At 70.1% G+C, this 18,661-nt stretch carries 18 protein-coding genes; 7 read left to right on the top strand and 11 right to left on the bottom strand.

Annotation, left to right across the window (positions count from 1 at the left end):
* Window positions 1-8: 8 nt before the first annotated feature.
* Window positions 9-2,144, top strand: coding sequence for an esterase-like activity of phytase family protein (locus Aco03nite_RS28375; protein WP_239145497.1), 2,136 nt, complete (start codon window positions 9-11; stop codon window positions 2,142-2,144).
* Window positions 2,145-2,185: 41 nt separating this feature from the next.
* Here the strand turns inward: Aco03nite_RS28375 and tuf are convergent, their stop codons facing one another.
* The 7 genes from tuf to Aco03nite_RS28340 all read right to left on the bottom strand — a co-directional run bounded on the left by tuf (window position 2,186) and on the right by Aco03nite_RS28340 (window position 8,325).
* Complete coding sequence (tuf, locus tag Aco03nite_RS28370; protein ID WP_203799906.1) at window positions 2,186-3,376, bottom strand: elongation factor Tu; 1,191 nt, start codon at window positions 3,374-3,376, stop codon at window positions 2,186-2,188.
* 273 nt (window positions 3,377-3,649) lie between these two features.
* A complete protein-coding gene (locus Aco03nite_RS28365) occupies window positions 3,650-4,774 on the bottom strand; it encodes an alpha/beta hydrolase-fold protein (protein WP_203799905.1) in 1,125 nt (374 codons plus the stop codon).
* Window positions 4,775-4,884: 110 nt separating this feature from the next.
* Window positions 4,885-5,226 carry a hypothetical protein gene (locus Aco03nite_RS28360; RefSeq protein WP_203799904.1) on the bottom strand — a complete coding sequence of 114 codons (342 nt, stop codon included), beginning with the start codon at window positions 5,224-5,226 and terminating at the stop codon, window positions 4,885-4,887.
* 108 nt (window positions 5,227-5,334) lie between these two features.
* Window positions 5,335-6,207 carry a CDP-alcohol phosphatidyltransferase family protein gene (locus Aco03nite_RS28355; protein WP_203799903.1) on the bottom strand — a complete coding sequence of 291 codons (873 nt, stop codon included), beginning with the start codon at window positions 6,205-6,207 and terminating at the stop codon, window positions 5,335-5,337.
* Between the two features lie 116 nt (window positions 6,208-6,323).
* A complete protein-coding gene (locus Aco03nite_RS28350; RefSeq protein WP_203799902.1) occupies window positions 6,324-6,875 on the bottom strand; it encodes a hypothetical protein in 552 nt (183 codons plus the stop codon).
* The gene (locus Aco03nite_RS28345; RefSeq protein ID WP_203799901.1) at window positions 6,872-7,621 is read right to left on the bottom strand and encodes a hypothetical protein; all 750 of its coding nucleotides are present in this window, start codon (window positions 7,619-7,621) and stop codon (window positions 6,872-6,874) included. The genes Aco03nite_RS28350 and Aco03nite_RS28345 overlap by 4 nt, the downstream gene beginning before the upstream one ends.
* On the bottom strand, window positions 7,615-8,325 hold the full coding sequence (locus Aco03nite_RS28340; protein WP_203799900.1) for an ABC transporter ATP-binding protein: 711 nt from the start codon (window positions 8,323-8,325) through the stop codon (window positions 7,615-7,617). The genes Aco03nite_RS28345 and Aco03nite_RS28340 overlap by 7 nt, the downstream gene beginning before the upstream one ends.
* 263 nt (window positions 8,326-8,588) lie before the next feature.
* On the opposite strand from Aco03nite_RS28340, the gene Aco03nite_RS28335 reads away from it, so the two are divergent.
* Together Aco03nite_RS28335 and Aco03nite_RS28330 are read left to right on the top strand one after the other, a co-directional pair.
* Entirely contained in the window at window positions 8,589-9,437 is an 849-nt protein-coding gene (locus Aco03nite_RS28335; protein ID WP_203799899.1) for a sensor histidine kinase, read from the top strand.
* Window positions 9,434-10,090, top strand: coding sequence for a response regulator transcription factor (locus Aco03nite_RS28330; RefSeq protein WP_203799898.1), 657 nt, complete (start codon window positions 9,434-9,436; stop codon window positions 10,088-10,090). The genes Aco03nite_RS28335 and Aco03nite_RS28330 overlap by 4 nt, the downstream gene beginning before the upstream one ends.
* 6 nt (window positions 10,091-10,096) lie before the next feature.
* On the opposite strand, the gene Aco03nite_RS28325 is transcribed toward Aco03nite_RS28330, so the two are convergent.
* A complete protein-coding gene (locus Aco03nite_RS28325) occupies window positions 10,097-10,720 on the bottom strand; it encodes a DUF4360 domain-containing protein (RefSeq protein WP_203799896.1) in 624 nt (207 codons plus the stop codon).
* 237 nt (window positions 10,721-10,957) lie between these two features.
* On the opposite strand from Aco03nite_RS28325, the gene Aco03nite_RS28320 reads away from it, so the two are divergent.
* Window positions 10,958-11,329 carry a nuclear transport factor 2 family protein gene (locus tag Aco03nite_RS28320; RefSeq protein WP_203799894.1) on the top strand — a complete coding sequence of 124 codons (372 nt, stop codon included), beginning with the start codon at window positions 10,958-10,960 and terminating at the stop codon, window positions 11,327-11,329.
* 7 nt (window positions 11,330-11,336) lie between these two features.
* Here Aco03nite_RS28320 and Aco03nite_RS28315 read toward each other — a convergent pair whose 3' ends face one another.
* The 3 genes from Aco03nite_RS28315 to Aco03nite_RS28305 are packed head-to-tail and all read right to left on the bottom strand — an operon-like array spanning window position 11,337 to window position 15,359.
* On the bottom strand, window positions 11,337-13,031 hold the full coding sequence (locus Aco03nite_RS28315; protein WP_203799892.1) for a glycerol-3-phosphate dehydrogenase/oxidase: 1,695 nt from the start codon (window positions 13,029-13,031) through the stop codon (window positions 11,337-11,339).
* A 2-nt stretch (window positions 13,032-13,033) separates the two neighbouring features.
* The gene (gene glpK / locus Aco03nite_RS28310) at window positions 13,034-14,551 is read right to left on the bottom strand and encodes a glycerol kinase GlpK (RefSeq protein WP_203799890.1); all 1,518 of its coding nucleotides are present in this window, start codon (window positions 14,549-14,551) and stop codon (window positions 13,034-13,036) included.
* Window positions 14,544-15,359: an MIP/aquaporin family protein gene (locus Aco03nite_RS28305; protein ID WP_203799888.1), complete on the bottom strand. Its 816-nt coding sequence runs from the start codon at window positions 15,357-15,359 to the stop codon at window positions 14,544-14,546. Before Aco03nite_RS28305 ends, glpK (Aco03nite_RS28310) begins: the two co-directional genes overlap by 8 nt.
* A gap of 124 nt (window positions 15,360-15,483) precedes the next feature.
* On the opposite strand from Aco03nite_RS28305, the gene Aco03nite_RS28300 reads away from it, so the two are divergent.
* The 3 genes from Aco03nite_RS28300 to Aco03nite_RS28290 all read left to right on the top strand — a co-directional run bounded on the left by Aco03nite_RS28300 (window position 15,484) and on the right by Aco03nite_RS28290 (window position 18,352).
* The gene (locus Aco03nite_RS28300; RefSeq protein ID WP_203799886.1) at window positions 15,484-16,236 is read left to right on the top strand and encodes an IclR family transcriptional regulator; all 753 of its coding nucleotides are present in this window, start codon (window positions 15,484-15,486) and stop codon (window positions 16,234-16,236) included.
* Window positions 16,233-17,729: a glycerol kinase GlpK gene (gene glpK / locus Aco03nite_RS28295; protein ID WP_203799884.1), complete on the top strand. Its 1,497-nt coding sequence runs from the start codon at window positions 16,233-16,235 to the stop codon at window positions 17,727-17,729. The genes Aco03nite_RS28300 and glpK (Aco03nite_RS28295) overlap by 4 nt, the downstream gene beginning before the upstream one ends.
* Window positions 17,730-17,851: 122 nt before the next feature.
* A complete protein-coding gene (locus tag Aco03nite_RS28290) occupies window positions 17,852-18,352 on the top strand; it encodes a hypothetical protein (protein ID WP_203799882.1) in 501 nt (166 codons plus the stop codon).
* The last annotated feature ends 309 nt before the right edge of the window (window positions 18,353-18,661 follow it).

Raw genomic sequence — 18,661 nt, 5'->3', positions numbered from 1 at the left:
GTCGAAGCGTGACTCATAGAGCGATTCTCGCGGCCGCCGTGATCATCCTGGTCCCGGCGGCCCCGGCACAGGCACACACCCGTCCCGGTCCGGCCGCGTGCTCGGCCGACGCGTCGCTGCTCGGGTTCTCCGACGCGCTGGACAAGACGACCTACGCGGGCACCCCGGTGGCCGGGCTGTCGGCGCTGGCACCGGCCGGTCGCGACAAGGCGTTGGCACTCGTCGACAACATCGGGACCACCCCGGCCCGGGTCTACGCCCTGAACCTGGCAAAACCACGGATCACCGGCGTCACCATCCTGAAAAAGGTGGACGGTACCCCGTACACAGGCAGCGATTTTGATGGTGAGGGTCTGATCGCCGAAGCGGGCGGCCGGACCATCCTGGCCAGCTCGGAGAGGGAGCCGTCGATCCGGCGCTTCCGGCTCTCCGACGGGCACGAGATCGGCTCGCTGCCGGTGCCGGCCCGGTTCCAGGTCGCGCCCGCCGGGGAGGCCACGACCAACCAGACGTTCGAGGCGCTGACCGCGACGCCGGACCAGCGGGTGATCTACGCCGGGATGGAGGGCGCGCTCGCCCCGGACGGCGCCGGGAACAACCGGATCATCCGCTATGCCGGGAACCGGACCTCGCAGTACGCCTACCGCACCGACCCCGGCCTGGGGCTCGTCGAACTCGTCGCGCTCGGCGGCGACCAGCTGCTGTCGGTGGAACGCGGTTTCACCGCCGGGGTCGGCAACACCGTGCGCGTCTACCGGGTGTCGGCGACCGGCGCACCCGACGTGACAGGCGTCGCGGCCCTGTCGACGGTCACCGACCCGCGCACCTGGCTGGGCAAACAGCTGCTGGTGGACATCGCGGACTGCCCGCCGTCCGGGGCGACCGCGAAACAGCCGCAACCGAACCCGCTGCTGGACAACATCGAAGGGGCAGCGCTCGGTCCGGTTCTTGCGGACGGCCGTCGTGTTCTGCACCTGATCTCCGACGACAACGGCAGCGCCACCCAGATCACCCGGCTCTACACGCTCGCCGTCAAGATCCGGCCCGAGGTGACGCTGAAGAGCCGGGCCATCCTGTCGGCGACCGCCTACCAGCCCGGCCCGATCTCCGGCACCCAGCTGGACACCGCGCCGGTCAACGGGATCAGCGCGCCGTTCCCGGGCCAGCCGATCCCCGGCTTCTCGGCAGTGATCCCGCTGACGGGTGACCGGCTGCTGGCGATGCCGGACAACGGGTTCGGCGCCCAGAACAACTCGGCGGACTTCCTGCTCCGGGCGTACGACATCACCCCCGACCACCGGCGGCACCGAGTGCGAGTCAACGGGTTCATCAGCTTCCGCGACCCGGACCGCAAGGTGCCGTTCCCGATCGTCAACCAGAACACCCGGGACCGGCTGCTGACCGGCGCCGACCTGGACATCGAATCCCTCGCCCGGGACGAGCGGGGCAACCTGTGGATCGGTGAGGAGTTCGGCCCGTACCTGGTCAAGGTGGACCGGACCGGCAAAGTGCTGCAGGCGCCGATCCCGCTGGCCGACGGCGGCCGGGCCCCGCAGTCGTCGCCCACGCCCACCGTCCCGAGCAGCCGCGGCTTCGAGGCGCTCGCCGTCAGCAGGGACGGCAGGACGCTCTACCCGATCCTGGAAGGCGCCCGCACCGACGATCCGGATCAGCGGCGGCGGATCGTGTACGAGTTCGACATCCGGGCGAACCGCTACACCGGCAGGACCTGGACGTTCCGGGTCGACGACCCGTCGCTGCTGGTCGGCGACGCGGCGGTGATCGACGGCCGCCGCCTGCTGCTGATCGAACGCGACAACGGCATGGGACCGCAGTCCCTGGTGAAGCGCCTGGTGGTGACCGATCTCGACAAGGCCGGCCCGGACGGTGTCCTGCCCCGGCGCACGGTGGCCGACCTGATGCACATCGCCGACCCGAACGGCGTCTCCACCCCGGCCCGCCCCGGCGAGTACGGCGTCGGCAAGCTGTTCTCGTTCCCCCTGCAGTCCGTCGAATCGGTGCTGCCCCTGGGCGGCACCCGGGTCCTGGTCGCCAACGACAACAACTTCCCCGGCAACGACGGCCGCATCCCGGGCCGCGCCGACGACACCGAACTGATCGTCATCGACGTCCCCGGCCTCTGACCTGCCGAAGGGGCCCCGGGATGTCCCGGGGCCCCTTCGCTCTACTCCAGAACGGCGGTCACCGTGCCGGCGGCCACCGTGCGGTTGCCCTCGCGGACGGCGAAGCCCATGCCGGCCTCCACGGCGATCGGCTTGCCCAGGGTCACCGTCACCTCGTCCAAGGTGTCGCCGGGCATCACCAGGTCACGGCCGGCCAGGTCCATCCCGCCCGACACGTCGGTGGTGTGGAAATAGAACTGCGGCCGGTAGTTCGCCTCGAACGGCGTGTGCCGTCCGCCTTCCGCGCTGGTCAACGCGTACAGCCGGGCCTTGAAGGTGGTGTGCGGCCGCACACTGGACGGCGCGGCGAGGACCTGGCCCCGCTGCACCTGCTCGCGCTTGACCCCCCGCAGCAGAACCGCGGCGTTGTCGCCGGCCTGCGCCGACTCCAGGATCTTGCCGAACGTCTCCAGCCCGGTCGCCACACTCGCCACCGTCGGGCCGAGACCGACCACCTCCACCGGCTCGCCGGCGCGCAGTTCGCCGCGCTCCACCTTGCCGGTGACGACCGTGCCGCGCCCGGAGATGGACAGCACGTTCTCGATCGGCATCAGGAACGGCTCACCCAGCTCCCGCGGCGGGATCGGCACATACCCGTCGACCGCGTCCAGCAGCTCACCGACCGACGCCACCCACACCGGGTCGCCTTCGAGGGCCTTCAGCGCGCTGACCCGGACCACCGGAACCTCGTCACCGGGGAACCCGTACTCCGACAACAGCTCGCGGACCTCCAGCTCCACCAGGTCCAGCAGCTCCGGGTCGTCCACCGTGTCGCTCTTGTTCAGAGCGACCACCAGGTGGGGTACGCCTACCCGCTGGGCGAGCAGCACGTGCTCCCGGGTCTGCGGCATCGACCCGTCCTGCGCCGACACGACAAGGATCGCGCCGTCCACCTGCGCCGCACCGGTGATCATGTTCTTCACGTAGTCGGCGTGACCCGGCATGTCGACGTGGGCGTAGTGGCGGGTGGCGGTCTCGTACTCGACGTGCGCGATGGTGATGGTGATGCCGCGGGCCGCCTCCTCCGGCGCCCGGTCGATCCCCTCGAACGCGACGTACCGGTTGGCGGCCGGGTCGCGGTCGGCGAGAACCTTCGTGATCGCGGCGGTCAGGGTCGTCTTCCCGTGGTCGACGTGCCCCATCGTGCCGATGTTGAGGTGTGGCTTCGTACGAACGAATGGGCTCTTGGCCATTGACTCTCGTCTTCCTCACTGGATGCGAGGCGTGGTGATGACACGCGACCCGTCGCCAGGCGGACCGCGCCAGAACCCGCGCAGGGCAGAACCACCCTTCCCCGGGGTTCTGCCACCGATGGGGAAGGGTCAGAGTCGGGTATCAGCGCCGCTCGGCACGCACACGGGAGCCACCACTGGGGGCAGCTGCAGACCGGGCGTGAACATGAGAAGCACGCTAACCACCAACACCCGAACCCGCGACCGAATTTCCGCCGGGTGACGACCGGAACGCTAGGGGGTCACGGCGAGGAGGGCGTCGGCGAAGGTGCGGCGCCAGTTCACGTAGTCGTGGCTTCCGGTGTACTCGGACCAGTGGACGCGGTGGCCGTGGGCCCGCAGCGTGTCGCGCATCCGGCGGCCCACCTCGATCATCGTGGTGCCGCCGGGTAGTGGCTGGGTCTCCATGGTGCCGACGTCCAGGTAGAAGCGGCCGCGGGTGGCCGGCGCGGCGGCCACCCGGCGGGTCAGCCATTCCGGGTCCTCACCGGGCGGCGCCCACCAGAAGCTGCCGGACTGGGCGATGGCCGCCCCGAACAGGCCGGGTAGTTCCAGGGCGCCCCACACGGCGGCGAGACCTCCCCGGGAGGCGCCGGCGATCACATTGCGGCCGCCGTCCAGGAGAGCGCCCACGTGGGTAGGGGCCCACGGCATCAGTTCCCCGGCGAGGAATTCCCGCATCTCGGGGACGGCGGCGAGATGGTCGTCGCGGGTGTCGTCGGGCAGGTGCACGAAGATGGTGGTGAGCGGCGGGATGCGGCCGGCCGCGGTCAGGTTCTGCACGGTCTCCGGGATGCGCAGCACCTTCTGGGCGTTGTGCCCGTCGAAGACGACCAGGACGGGCCGGCCGGGGCCGGGCTGATGGAGGGTGAGGTGCCGGTCGCCGCCGAGGGCCCGGCTGTGGATGACCGCCCGTTCCAGGTCGGCGGAGCGGGGCTGGTCGAGCCAGGGTTCGGCGGGGGCGGCGGGAAGTTCCAGCAGCGACACCCACCCGTCCTTGTCGGCGGGGTCGACCGGGTCGGCGGGGAAGTGCACGTGCCGGGGGTTGCCGGGGTCGACGTGCCAGGTGCCGGTGCCGGCCCGGTCGGGTGGTGCGGAGAAGCCGGCGTCGTGCGACAGGTAGTAGACGGTCCGCAGGTCGGCGGGCAGGACCCGGGTCAGGTGCCAGATGTCGGTGCCGGGCAGCCGGGTCAGGTCGTCCCAGAGCCCCCAGTGCACGTGGGTGCGTTCGGCTTCGCCGCGCCACAGGAACGTGACCAGGCACTGGCCGTCGTCCCGGGGCTCGATCACGGGCAGGCCCGCGGCGGTGATCTCGGTCCAGAGACTGGGGTCGGCGGCGAGCCGGTCGATGATTCCCACCCGGGCGAGCGTTTCAGTCCCCGCGGGGACATGTCAATACATCGATACATGCCCGCGGGGATCCGGCCGGGCGGACCGGCCGGATCGAAGCCGATCGTCGCGAGGGGGATCTATCGAGGTCCGGCGAGGTCGCGGATCGACTGGCCTGATTCGCCGAGCCAGTCGGCGAGCGCCTCGAGCGGGGTGGACAGCGCCTGCCCGGCGTGGTCGAGCGCCCCGGACGCGGCGAGCGCGAGGGCCAGCCGCTCCAGGCAGCCGGTGATCCGGCGGCGGTCCGGCTCGGCTTCGAGCAGGGCTACCTCGGCCTCGCCGATCTCCCGGTGCGCGGTGGCGGCGGTGTCGTCGGGTAGGGGGAGGACGTCCAGGACCTGGCGGATCCGCTCCAGTTCGGCCAGCAGGTGGGTGTGGGCCGGAGCGATGGAAGGAGCCGTCTGGTTCGTGACGTTGAGCATGCGTTCTCCCTGACTGTCGCGGCGTTGGAAACAGTTCCCGCAAGTCTAGGGACAAAACGCCTGGACAGTTAGGAAACGCCGGGGAGAAAACCCCCCGGCGACGCCGAATCAGAGCAGAACCGGATGCTGCCGCTCGATCTTGGCCATCCGGCGGGCGAACGTCCTCGTGGTGGTCCAGAGCTTGTAGACCAGCAGAGCCTCGAACGCCACCAGCAGCAGGCCGGACGCGATGGTGACCACCGCGATCTGACCGACCACCGGGCCGATGATGAATACGAACATCATGAACTCGATACCGCTGAACAGGTGTGCCCGGATGCGCTGCCGGAGCAGGAAGTTACGGACCCGGATGAAAACACCGAACCTGGTCTTGAAGTCACCGTGCACGTCGATCTTCGACGGCGTGGCGGCCGGGCCGACCGCGATCTCCTCGTCGGTCTCCTCCACGTACTCGACCGGCGACGCCCCGGCCGCCGCCAGGACCCGCTCCTTCATGGCCAGCTTGACCTTCTGCATCTGCAGCGCGTTCAGATAGCGGAACATGTCGAGGAAGATGACCAGGGTGGCCAGCCAGAGGAAGAGGGTGTCCCCGGTCCGGTGCCACTGGCCGCCGAACATGGCGAGCGCGCAGGTCAGCACCCGGAGCCGGTCGAACACGTAGTCCAGCCACTGGCCGAAGAGCGAGCCGGTCCCGTTCAGCCGGGCGATCTTGCCGTCCATGCAGTCCAGCACGAACGCCAGGTGGTAGAGCAGCGCGCCGGCCAGCAGCCACTGGTAGTCGGCCTGCCAGAACGCCGCCGCCGCGCCGAGCCCCAGGACGAAGGCGCCGAAACTGAGCAGGTTCGGCGTGACCCACTTCCACGGCGACACCAGGCGGACCAGGGGCCCGGCCAGTGGATCCACCAGCCACACCGTCCACCAGGCATCCCGGCGTTTGTAGGTGCGCTCACGAACCTCCGCGAGCGAGGGGCGCTGCGTCATCGCAATGACTCCTTGAGTTGGACAGCGCGAGGGGTACACGTGAACACCACGTGTACGAGAGGGGTGGGCCTCGTGCTGGCCGCATGAAACCACGGTCCGTCAAGGGCATCACGAACTCAAGCCTCCCGATGGTTGAACACCACGCCCGCGACCAGGACGATCATGGTGGTCCAGCCCCAGAGCGGGACGTCGAGCACGAGTTCCGGCAGGAGCGGAAAGATCAACGGCTTGCCTGTCCCGTACGCGATGAGCAGCGTCCCGACCGCCCCCACCGGATGCCGCAGCACCGTCCCGACACCGGCCGCGAGGAGCAGGCCGAGCAGCAGCCGCCCGGCGCCCCGCGGCTCCCCGGCCAGGGCCGCGCCCACCAGCACCGCCGGCGCGGCGGTGACCGCGATCGCGGCGAACTTGACCACCACCAGCAGCGGCCGCCGCGGCACCGTCAGCAGACTGGCCCGGATCTGACCGCCGCCGTGGTACTCCTGCCCGGCGGCGAGCGCCCCCAGCACCAGGAAGCCGGCCTGAGCGATCCCGAGCACCCCGCCGGGCGGATCGGCGAGCCGCAGCAGTCCGGTGGCCGCCCAGGTCAGCACGGTGACAAGGCCCAGCACCGGAAGCGTGACCAGCTTGAGCACCTCGGCGGAGAAGGCGTGGAAGGCGGGCGTCATGCCTCCCGCCGCTCGAAGAGGCGGGCGGCGAGCACGAGCAGTCCCACCACCCAGCCGAGCAGCACCGCACCCGCCACCACCGGGTGGATCCGGACGTCGCCGAGATCGGACAGGTACATGTGCTTGCCCACCACGTCCGGCAGGTACGCGGCGAGCGGCGTCACCTTCATCAGCAGCCACGACACCGAGACCACCCCGGAGTTCACGACCAGCAGGGTGAGCGTGACGATGCCGTTGCGGAAGATCAGGGTCAGCGCGTACGCCAGCAGGCTCAGCAGCACCCACTCCAGCACCGCCCCGGCGACCCGGGCCGGCTCGGCCGGTGGATAGGTCCCGCCGTGCTCGTGCTCGACCACCAGCAGCGTCACCACCGCCGTGACCGTGCCCTGCACCGCCACCACCAGGACCAGCACGATCGCCTTGGCGGCCAGCAGCCGGCACCGGCGGGGCTCGGCCAGCAGGGTGGTGGTGATCTGCCGGGCGCCCGGCGCGTCGTCCGAGGTCGGCGTGTACTCGCTGCTCACCGTGACCACGCCGAGGATCAGGCCGCCGAGCATGACGATCTGGATGCTGCTGTACGCCAGGTCGGCGCTGAACTCATACCTCCCGGCGGCGATCGCGGCCCGCACCGCTCCCGCGTTCAGCACCGCCAGCAGCGGGGCGACCACGCTGCCGACGGCCAGGCCGATCCAGGCGGTCGGCAGGCCGAGCAGCTTGGCCAGCTCGGCGCGGATCAGGTTCACCACGACGTGCCCTCCCCCGCGGTGTGCGCGAGGAACGCGTCCTCCAGGCTCGGATGCCCGGCGACCACCTCGGCGAGGGTGCCGTCGGCGACCACCCGGCCGGCCACGATGATCACCACGTCGTCGGCGGTCTCGGCCAGTTCGCCCATCAGGTGGCTGGAGAGCAGCACGGTGCGGCCCTCGGCGGCGGCCTCCCGCAGGAACCCCCGCATCCAGCGGATCCCGGCCGGGTCCAGGCCGTTGATCGGCTCGTCCAGGATCAGCACCCGCGGGTCGCCGAGCAGGGCGGTGGCCAGGCCGAGGCGGCGGCTCATGCCGAGCGAGTACTTTCCGGCCCGTTTCCCGGCGTCGGCGGTCAGCCCGACGATCTCCAGGACCTCGTCGGCCCGGGAACGGGGCAGCCCGTTGCCGGTCGCCACCCAGCGCAGGTGGGCGCGGGCGGTCCGGGACCGGTGGGCGCCGCTGCCGTCGAGCAGCGCCCCGGTCACGGTGAGTGGGCGGTCCCAGGCGGCGTAGGGACGGCCGTCGATCAGGGCGGTGCCGGCCCGCGGGCGGTCCAGGCCGAGCAGCAGCCGCAGGGTGGAGGTCTTGCCCGCCCCGTTGGGGCCGAGGAACCCGGTGACCCGTCCGGGCCGGGCGCGGAAGGTCACCTCGTGCAGGATCCGGGTCTTCCCGCGGTCCCGGGTGAGGCCGTCGATCGTAATCATGCGGCCAGTCAACCGGCGCCTCTGCGTGGGCACATCGGACCGGGATCCGATCTGTCCAAGGCGTCTAGGACCCTGGTCCTAGCGCTAGGCCCTGGGCGGTGGATCCCGCGGGGCTACGGCGTGGTCCAGCCGGCGCCTGACGGCATCCGGGTGGAGGCCACATACAACACCGGTATGCGACCTCCACCCGGCTGACGCCAGCCACCGGCTGGACCTCGCCTCGCTCTCGCGGGATCCACCGCCCAGGGCCTACAGTTCGCCGCGTGACGTCGTTTCCCCGGCCGGCCTGGCGCAACCGTGCGGTTCCGCTGCTGGTGCTGATCACCGGGGTGCTGGTGCTGTTGTTGTGCATGGTCGGCGCGGGCGGGCCGGCCGCCCGGGTGATCCCGGTGGTGTTCGGCGCGGTCACGGCCGGCGCGGCGGTCTGGGCGGTGTACCGGTGGCGGTCCGACCGGGCGGAGTACGAGCGGCGGCTCACCGCGTGGGCGGCCGCCGAGGCGGTGCTCGCCGAACGGCTGCGGATCGCCGGGGACCTGCACGATCTGGTCTCGCACGGGCTGGGCCTGATCACCGTGCGGGCGGCGGCCACCCGGCATCTGGAGCAGTCGCCGGAGATCCGGGCGGCGCTCGGCGACATCGAACAGACCAGCCGGGACGCGACGGCCGAGCTGCGCCGGATGCTGACCGTGCTGCGCGAGCCGGAGTCGGCGCCGCTGGCCCCGGCCGACAGTCTCGGCACACTGCCGGAGATCGTCCGGGCGGCGCGGGCGGCCGGGCTGCGCCCGAGCCTGACCACCGGCGAGCTGGGCGAGGTGGCGCCGGGGGTCCAGGTCGCGATCTGCCGGACGGTACGCGAGGGGCTGGCGAACGTGGCCCGGCACGCCGGCCCGGCCGGGGTGGCGGTGCGGGTGCACCGGGACGGGCGGCACGTGGTGGTGACGGTGGCCGACGAGGGCCCGGCCCCCGGCTGGCGGGCGGTGCCGGGCGCCGGGCACGGGCTGGCCGGGCTCCGGGAACGGGTCGGCGCCCTGGACGGCAGCCTGATCGCCGAACCGGTGGAGGGCGGCTACCGCCTGACCGTGCGGCTGCCCGACGGGATGCGTACCGCATGATCAAGGTCTTGGTCGTTGATGATCAGAAACTGCTGCGGCAGAGCCTGGCGGTGATCCTGGACCAGGCGCCGGACCTGACCGTGGTGGGGCAGGCCGGTGACGGCGCCGAGGCGGTCACCCGGGCGCGCGCGACCCGCCCGGACGTGGTGCTGATGGACGTGCGGATGCCCGGCGTGGACGGCCTGGAGGCGACCCGGCGGATCTGCGCGGACCCGGCACTGACCGGCGCCCGGGTGCTGGTGCTCAGCATGTTCGAGCTGGACGAGTACGTCTACCGGGCGTTACAGGCGGGCGCGTCCGGGTTCCTGCTGAAGGACGCCCGTCCGGAGGAACTGGTCGAGGCGGTGCGCCGGACCGGCCTCGGCGAGTCGCTGTTCGCCCCGTCGATCCTGACCCGGCTGGTCGCGCACTACGTGGCCGCACCCCGGCCGGAGCGTCCGGCCGGGGCGGTGCGGCGGCTCACCCCGCGTGAGGTCGAGGTGCTCGCGCTGATCGGAAACGGTCTCGCCAACGACGAGATCGCCGCCGCGCTGAGTATCGCGGTGAAGACCGTGAAGACGCACATCACCCATCTGCTGGCGAAACTTCCGGCCCGGGACCGGGCCCAGCTGGTGATCGCCGCATTCGACGCCGGCCTGGTGCATCCCCGTTGAGAACGATCAGGCCGGGCACTTCTGCCAGGACACCCGGTAGATCGTTTCCAGATTGCCGTCGGACGAGTCCATGGTGATGAAACTGGTCGTGCCTTTCGGCGCCTTACCGGCCAGCACCCGCAGTTCCGTGTTGATGTTGAGATAGCGTTTCTCGCCGCACTTCGACCACGACATCGACTCGAGCGGCACCTTGTCGGTCACCTGCCAGTCCTTGTCCCAGAAACCGTCGAACTGGGTGCGGCTCTGGGTGGTCCGCGACTCGCCCTGGAAGTAGTAGAACGCCGTCTCGGTGGCGCTCGCCCCCTTCTCCAGCCGGGCGTAACCGCGGTAGTCGGTGCTGGCCACCGCGAAGGTGTAGCCCTCCGGCACCTTGATGTCCAGGGACAGCTGGCACTGCTTGCGGAAGTCGGTGGGTTTCGCCTCCGGCCCGACCTGGGCCAGGAACTCGCTGTACGCGACGGTGAACGCCTTGAGGTCCGGGGACACCGTCACCACGGCGGAGCCCTTCGGACAGCCGGACCCGTTCGCCGACACCACGCCGATGGTCATCCAGTCCGGTGGTGGCGGTGGAGCGGCCGGTACTCCCAGGGACGTGAGCATCATGGCCCCGGCGGTGATCGCGCTCAACATGGTCTGCCTCCCGAAATGTAGTAAGAAATCGCACGGAATCGCGCCGCTGAAAACGTACTTTTCCGCGGTCCGACAGCGCAGGAGATAGCCCGAGGGAAACGCTCACCGGGGGTTTATTGCCCGTCCGGGCGCACCGCGACCGGCCGTCCGGGCAGATTCTCGAAAAACCGGCACGAGCGGATTCGATCAATGCTACGAACCCTCGACAGCGCGGGCGCTCGATGGAACGGTGAGAGCATGACTGACATCGATCCCGCGGAAGAGAACAAGAGACGCTTTCTGGACGCCTTCAGCCGATTCGCCGACGGTGACGTCGAGGTGCTGCGCGACATCATCCGGGAGGACTTCGTGTCGCACACCCCGGGCGCGCCGGCCGGCCGGGACGCCTGGATCGAGTTCATCGTGAACTCACCGATCGCCGGCGCCCAGCTGGACCTGCAGCACGTGGTCGCGGACGCCGAGTTCGTGGTCGCCCATTACACGCTGATCCCGGTCGAGACCCCGCCGGAGGACGTCGTCGACATCTGGCGCTTCGAGGACGGCCTGATCGTCGAGCACTGGGACGTCAGCCGCCCCACCATCCCGGCGGGCATCCCGGACGTACCCTAGGAATCCTTCACATCCGGACCGGGACCACGTCGGGGGCGCCGAGCCGGGCGGCGTCGGCCGTCTCGTCGTCCTGCTGCTCCTGGGAGGCCCGCTCGGCCTCGACACGCAGCCGGTAATGCTCGACCTCGGCGTCGCGCTGCCCGTCGGTCCAGCCGAGGACCCGGGCCATCAGCGCGGCGGCGTGCGGGGCCGCGACGACACCCCGGTCGAACGTCTCGATGGAGATCCGGGTCCGCCGGGTCAGCACGTCGACCAGGTGCCGGGCGCCCTCGGCGGCGGCCGCGTAGACGAACTCGGCCCGCAGGTAGTCGTCCGCGCCCTCGATCGGCCGGCCCAGCTCCGGATCCTCGCGGACCAGGTCGAGCAGGTCGTGCACCAGTGATCCGTACCGGCCGAGCAGGTGTTCGATCCGGGCCACGTGCAGGCCCGACTCGGCGGCGAGCAGGGCACGCCGGTTCCACAGGGCCGGGTACCCGTCGGCGCCGAGCAACGGGATCCGGTCGGTGACCGAGCGCGGCACCGACCGGCCCAGGCCGTGCACGCAGGCGTCGACGGCGTCCTTGGCCATCACCCGGTAGGTGGTGTACTTGCCGCCGGCCACCATCACCAGGCCCGGGACCGGAGTGCTCACCGCGTGCTCCCGGGACAGCTGGGAAGTGGAGTCGGACTCGCCGGACAGCAGCGGGCGCAGGCCGGCGTAGACGCCCTCCACGTCGGCGCGTTCCAGCGGGGTGGCGAGCGCCTTGTTGACCTCGGTGAGCAGGTAGTCGATGTCCTTGGCGGAGGCGGCCGGATGGGTCTTGTCCAGGGACCAGTCGGTGTCGGTGGTGCCGACGATCCAGTGCCGGCCCCACGGGATGACGAACAGCACGCTGCGCTCGGTCCGCAGGATGATGCCGGTGGACGAGCGGATCCGGTCCCGGGGCACCACCAGGTGGATGCCCTTGGAGGCGCGCACGTGGAACTGGCCGCGCTCGCCGACGAGAGCCTGGGTGTCGTCGGTCCACACCCCGGTCGCGTTGATCACCTGGCGGGCCCTGATCTCGAACGGGCGGCCGTGTTCCAGGTCGGTCACCCGTACACCGGTGACTCTCTCGCCCTCACGCAGGAAACCGGTGACCGCGACCCGCGAGGCGACCCGGGCCCCGTGCGACGCCGCGGTCCGGGCCAGGAACATCGTGTGCCGGGCGTCGTCGACCTGCGCGTCGTAGTACTGCAGCGCCCCGACCAGCGAGTCCCTGCGCAGTGCGGGGGCGGCCCGCAGCGCGCCGCGCCGGGTGAGATGGCGATGCCGCGGCAGTCCGCCGCTGAACGCCATCGTGTCGTAGAGGGTGACGCCCGCGCCGGTGTAGAGACGTTCCCAGCCGCGGTGCCGCAGCGGGTAGAGGAAGCGGACCGGCCGGGCCAGGTGCGGGGCGAGCCGGCGCAGGATCAGGTCCCGTTCCCGCAGCGCCTCGCGGACCAGCCCGAAGTCCAGCATCTCCAGGTACCGCAGGCCGCCGTGCAGAAGTTTGCTGGACCGGCTGGACGTGCCGGAGGCCAGGTCACGCGCCTCGACGAGGCCCACGGTCAGTCCCCGTGTGACCGCGTCGAGCGCGCAACCCGCCCCCACCACTCCCCCACCGATCACCAGGACGTCGAGTTCGGCGCCGGCCAGAGACTCGATCGCCGCGTCCCGGTACGAAGGAGAGAGAGCTGTCATGATCAGTCCACATCCACCCAGTCGAGGGTCCGCTGCACCGCCTTCTTCCACTTGCCGAACCCGCCGTCACGCTGTTCCGCGGACCACTGCGGCTGCCAGCGCTGCGACTCGTTCCAGTTCTCCCGCAGCTCGTCGGTGTTCTTCCAGAAGCCCACCGCCAACCCCGCGGCGTACGCGGCCCCGAGCGCCGTGGTCTCGGCGACCACCGGCCGGCTGACCGGTACACCGAGCACATCGGCCTGGATCTGCATGCACAGGTTGTTGACGGTGATCCCGCCGTCGACCTTGAGCACGTCCAGGGTCACGCCGGAGTCCTGGGCCATCGCGTCCACGACGTCCCGGGTCTGGTAGCAGATCGCCTCCAGGGTGGCCCGGGCGATGTGCGCGTCGGTGTTGAACCTCGACAGGCCGACGATCGCGCCCCGGGCGTCGGAACGCCAGTAGGGAGCGAACAGGCCGGAGAACGCCGGTACGAAGTAGACACCGCCGCTGTCCGGCACCGACGCGGCCAGGGTCTCGCTCTCCCCCGCCGACTTGATGATGTGCAGCTGGTCGCGCAGCCACTGGACGGCCGAGCCGGTGACCGCGATCGACCCCTCCAGGGCGTAGACCGGGGCGGCGTCACCGAACTTGTAGGCGACCGTGGTGAGCAGGCCGTTCTCCGACCGGACCAGCTCCGTCCCGGTGTTGAGCAGCATGAAGTTGCCGGTGCCGTAGGTGTTCTTGGCTTCCCCGGGCCGGAAGCAGACCTGGCCGACCGTGGCGGCCTGCTGGTCGCCGAGGTCTCCGGTGAGCGGCACGTCCCCGCCGAGCGGGCCGCTGATGTGCGCGGTCCCGTACCCGTTGGGGTCCGAGGACGGCCGGATCTCCGGCAGCATCGCCCGGGGGATGTTGAAGAACGACAGCAGTTCGTCGTCCCAGTCGAGGGTCTCCAGGTTCATCAGCATGGTCCGGCTGGCGTTTGTCACGTCGGTGACGTGGTTGCCGCCCTCCCGCCCGCCGGTGATGTTCCACAGCAGCCAGCTGTCGGTGTTGCCGAACAGGGCGTCACCGCGCTCGGCGGCCTCCCGCACCCCGTCCACGTTCTCCAGGATCCACTGGATCTTTCCGCCGGAGAAGTAGGTGGCCGGCGGCAGCCCGGCCTTGCGGCGGATGGTCTGGCCGCGCTCGTCCCGGTCCAGCGCCGAGGCGATCCGGTCGGTCCGGGTGTCCTGCCAGACGATCGCGTTGTAATACGGCCGGCCGGTGCGCTTGTCCCACACCACCGTGGTCTCACGCTGGTTGGTGATCCCGACCGCGGCCAGGTCGGAGGCGCTCAGGTTCGCCTTCTGCATCGCGGTCCGGACCACGGTGACGGTGCGGTCCCAGATCTCGATCGGATTGTGCTCCACCCAGCCGGCCTGCGGCAGGATCTGCTCGTGCTCCAGCTGGTGCCGGGCCACCTCGTTGCCCCCATGATCGAAAATCATGAATCGGGTGCTGGTGGTGCCCTGGTCCACTGCCCCCACGAAGTCAGCCACGGTTAGCCTCCACGCTCATCTCTTCACTCGGTGTCTCCGACGGCAGGAACCGTCCGATCAGAGTCTGGTACAAACCCGCGCCGGCGATACCACCGATGATCGGCCCGACTATCGGGATCCAGAAGTAGAGATACCCGGTCTGATCCCGGAACGCCCCCTCATAGCCGGTCAGGAAGCTGGCGAGTCGCGGCCCGAAGTCACGGGCCGGGTTGATCGCGTACCCCGCGTTGGTGCCCCAGGCCATCCCGATCGCGACCACCAGCAGGCCGATCACCACCGGGCCGAGGTTCGCGGCGGGCGGCGTGTTCGCCATGTCGGTGAGCGCCAGGATGACGAAGAGCAGGATGGCCGTACCGATGACCTGGTCCCGAAAGGCGCCCCACTCGCCGACCGGAAGGGTGCCGTTGCCCGGCAGGGTCGAGAAGACGCCCTGCGTCTTGATGGTCAGCCCGGGGTCCGCGGCGTTCAGGACCTCGGTGTAGTTCCAGCGCACCAGCAGCGCGGCGACGAACGCGCCGAGCGTCTGGGCCAGCGCGTACGGGGCCACCTTCCGCCAGGAGAAGCCCTTGAAGACGGCGAGTGCGACGGTCACCGCCGGGTTGAGATGCGCGCCGCTGGCCCGGGCCGCGACGTAGACGCCCAATGTCACGCCCAGCCCCCAGGCCCAGGCGATGCTGTCGTGGTCACCGATGCCGGCCGCGGCGACCTGCGCCACCACGCCCACACCGAAGAGGATGAGGATCAATGTGCCGGCGAATTCGGCCGCGAGTTCCCCGGCGAGACCGGGGCCCTTGAGTCGTGAAGCCATGCTCCCTCCCTGGATAGATGCCCTGGACGCTAGGGAGGGGCCCGATACGGGGCAATGAACGCCGGTCGGCATTGTCGAACATCAATCACTGCGGGCTGTCACACGGTGGCATAGAGTCCGAAACATGCCCGGAACGGTGCAGTCGATCGAACGAGCCGCCGCCATTCTGCGGACGCTCGCCGGTGGCCCGGGGCGACTCGGGCTCAGCGAGATCGCCCGCACCCTCGACCTGGCCAAGGGCACCACCCACGGCATCCTGCGTACGCTGCAACTGGTCGGTTTTGTGGAACAGGACCGGGTGTCCGGGCAGTACCAGCTCGGCGGCGCCCTGCTCCACCTCGGCACCAGCTTCCTCGACATCAACGAGCTGCGGTCCCGGTCGATCGTCTGGGCCGACCCGCTCGCCGCCCGCAGCGGCCAGGCCGTCCGGATCGGCACCGTCCTGGAGGGCCGGGTCCTGGTCGTGCACCACGTCTTCCGGCCGGACGACACCTTTCAGACCCTCGACGTCGGTACGTTGCTGCCGCTGCACGCCACCGCGCTCGGCAAGGTGCTGCTCGCCTACCGCGCGGGCAGTCCGGTGCCGGAATTGGAACGCTTCACCCGCCTCACCCTCACCGATCCCAAGGCGCTCGCCTCCGCGCTGGAGGGCGTACGGGAGGCCGGGTGCGCGTACGAGGTGGAGGAGTTCCTGCTCGGCCAGGCCGCGGTGGCCGCGCCGATCCGGGGTTACGGCGGGCTGGTCGTCGGGTCGATCGGGGTGTCCGGGCCGGTCGACCGCATCTGCGACAGCCGGTATCAGCCGCTGCCGCGCCTCGTCGGGTACGTGCGGGACGCGGCACGGGCCATCTCGCGGGACCTGGGGGCCACCCGATGACCGAGAAATACGTGATCGCCATCGACCAGGGCACGACCTCGACCCGGTGCATCGTGTTCGACAGGCGGGGGCAGCTGGTGTCGCTCGCCCAGCAGGAGCACAAACAGCACTTCCCGAAACCGGGCTGGGTGGAGCACGACGCCATGGAGATCTGGCGCAACGTGGAACGGCTGGCGCCCCGGGTGCTGCGGCGGGCCGGAATAGAGTTGTCGCAGGTGGCGGCGCTGGGGATCGCGAACCAGCGGGAGACCACGGTGATCTGGGACCGGCTCACCGGGGTTCCGGTCGGGCGGGCGATCATCTGGCAGGACACCCGGACGGATGCGCTGGTTCACGCGCTCGCTTCTTCGCCTACCGCCGCAGACATTTCCGACATTTCCGGATTGCCGTTCGCGACGTATTTTTCCGGGCCTCGGCTGCGGTGGATGCTCGATCACACCCCTGGCCTGCGCTCCCGTGCCGAACGGGGCGAAGTGCTCTGCGGAACCATGGAGACCTGGCTGATCTGGAACCTCACCGGGCGCCGCCGGCACGCCACCGACGTCACCAACGCCAGCCGCACCATGCTGCTCGACATCCGCAGCCTCGACTGGTCGCCGGAGGCGTGCGAGTTCTTCGGGATCCCGCGCGCCATGCTGCCCGAGGTGCAGGCGTCCGTCGGCGACTTCGGCACCGCGACGGAGGCGTTCCCCGGGGTGCGGATCGGCGCGGCCCTCGGCGACCAGCAGGCCGCCCTGTTCGGGCAGACGTGTTTCAACCCGGGCGAGGCCAAGTGCACGTACGGCACCGGCAGTTTCCTGCTGCTGAACACCGGCACCGAGCTGGTCCGCTCCGAACACGGCCTGCTGACCACGGTCGCCTATCAGATCGACGGCGAGCCGGCGGCGTACGCTCTGGAAGGCTCGATAGCGATCACCGGCTCCCTGGTCCAGTGGTTCCGCGACCAGCTGGAGCTGATCTCCAGCGCCCCCGAGATCGAAACCCTGGCCCGAACCGTCGCCGACAACGGCGGGTGTTACATAGTTCCGGCGTTCTCCGGCCTGTACGCACCACATTGGCGCAGCGAGGCCCGCGGCGTGATCGTCGGCCTGACGTCGTACATCACCAAGGGCCATTTGGCACGGGCGGTCCTGGAGGCCACCGCCTGGCAGACCCGCGAGGTGGTGGACGCGATGAACACCGACTCGGGCCTGACCCTGACCACCCTGCGAACCGACGGCGGCATGACAGCCGACAACCTCCTGATGCAGATGATCGCCGACGTCCTGGACGTCCCGGTGGTACGCCCCCTGGCGGTGGAGACGGTCTCGCTGGGAGCGGCGTACGCCGCAGGCTTGGCGGTGGGCTATTGGCCGGACCTGGACGGCCTACGCCAGAACTGGCACATCGCGGGCCAGTGGCTACCCACCATGAACCCCACCACCCGACAGACCGAGTACACCAATTGGCGCCGAGCCGTAGAACGAACCTTCGACTGGATCCAGCCCACCTGACATCCGGCTATAGACAATCGCATATCGCCCCGCAAAACGTAGGTCACCTCCACGGCGTAGCTTCCTCCTGCCGGACACCACCACCCCGGCGCACCATTCGGAAACCGAAGAGGAGGAGAGGGTTGCGCACGCCGGAAGAGGGCGATGCATGGCTCGACAAGGACGGCAACCTACTCCTCACTACGAACTATCCTGACTCCCACGCCCGCGAATTCGCAGGCTACTGCACCACCCGCCCGGCATCCGGCGCCATCCGCTATGCCGAACTGTGGATCGGTGCGGGTCGGCAGGTGAAACCGATCGCGATCCTCTCCTCCGCGGAATCCGGGCGTCTGATCGATCACGAGTACGTCATAGCCTGCCGGGCCAGTTCCCGCGATCGGGACGGACACCGAGGTGGTGTGCTCGAACATCATTTCCGTTCCGGTATCCGACATCCGGAACAGCAGACCAGCGACATTCCGGAGCATCAGCGGAGCCGACGCGGAAAGGATCCGACAGACGGTCTTCCGCGTCCTGGGGATCCGACCTTCCGGAGCGATGCATTTCCCCATCACCCCGACAGGATCCAAAACTACGAAGAGAAGGACCGCTGTGGTTGCCAAGACGGGATCAGACGCTGAAGCCAGTACTCGTGAGCTTCCGGTCGTCGAGGTGGTCTGGCTGGCCGACGACGGTGTTCCCGCCCGGCCGGGCACGGAGCGGCTACGCCGCACCCGGGAGCGACTCCACCGGTCATCGTTCGGCAACGCCGACGACTAACCGGACGCCCCACCCCTCGACGGCCACGCCTCCGCCAAACCGTAACCGTGAGTAAACGATCCGGTGTCATCCTGTAGAGCGAACCCTCGATGGAATTCTGCCCCCTACGGTCATTTAGCGAATGATTCTCAGGATGGCCACCCCGATTACGGAGATCAATTGACAGTTGC

Origin of the sequence: Actinoplanes couchii (assembly GCF_016862075.1) — a bacterium.
Classification (GTDB): Bacteria; Actinomycetota; Actinomycetes; order Mycobacteriales; family Micromonosporaceae; genus Actinoplanes; species Actinoplanes couchii.
This window is presented reverse-complemented; position numbering and strand designations above follow the sequence as displayed.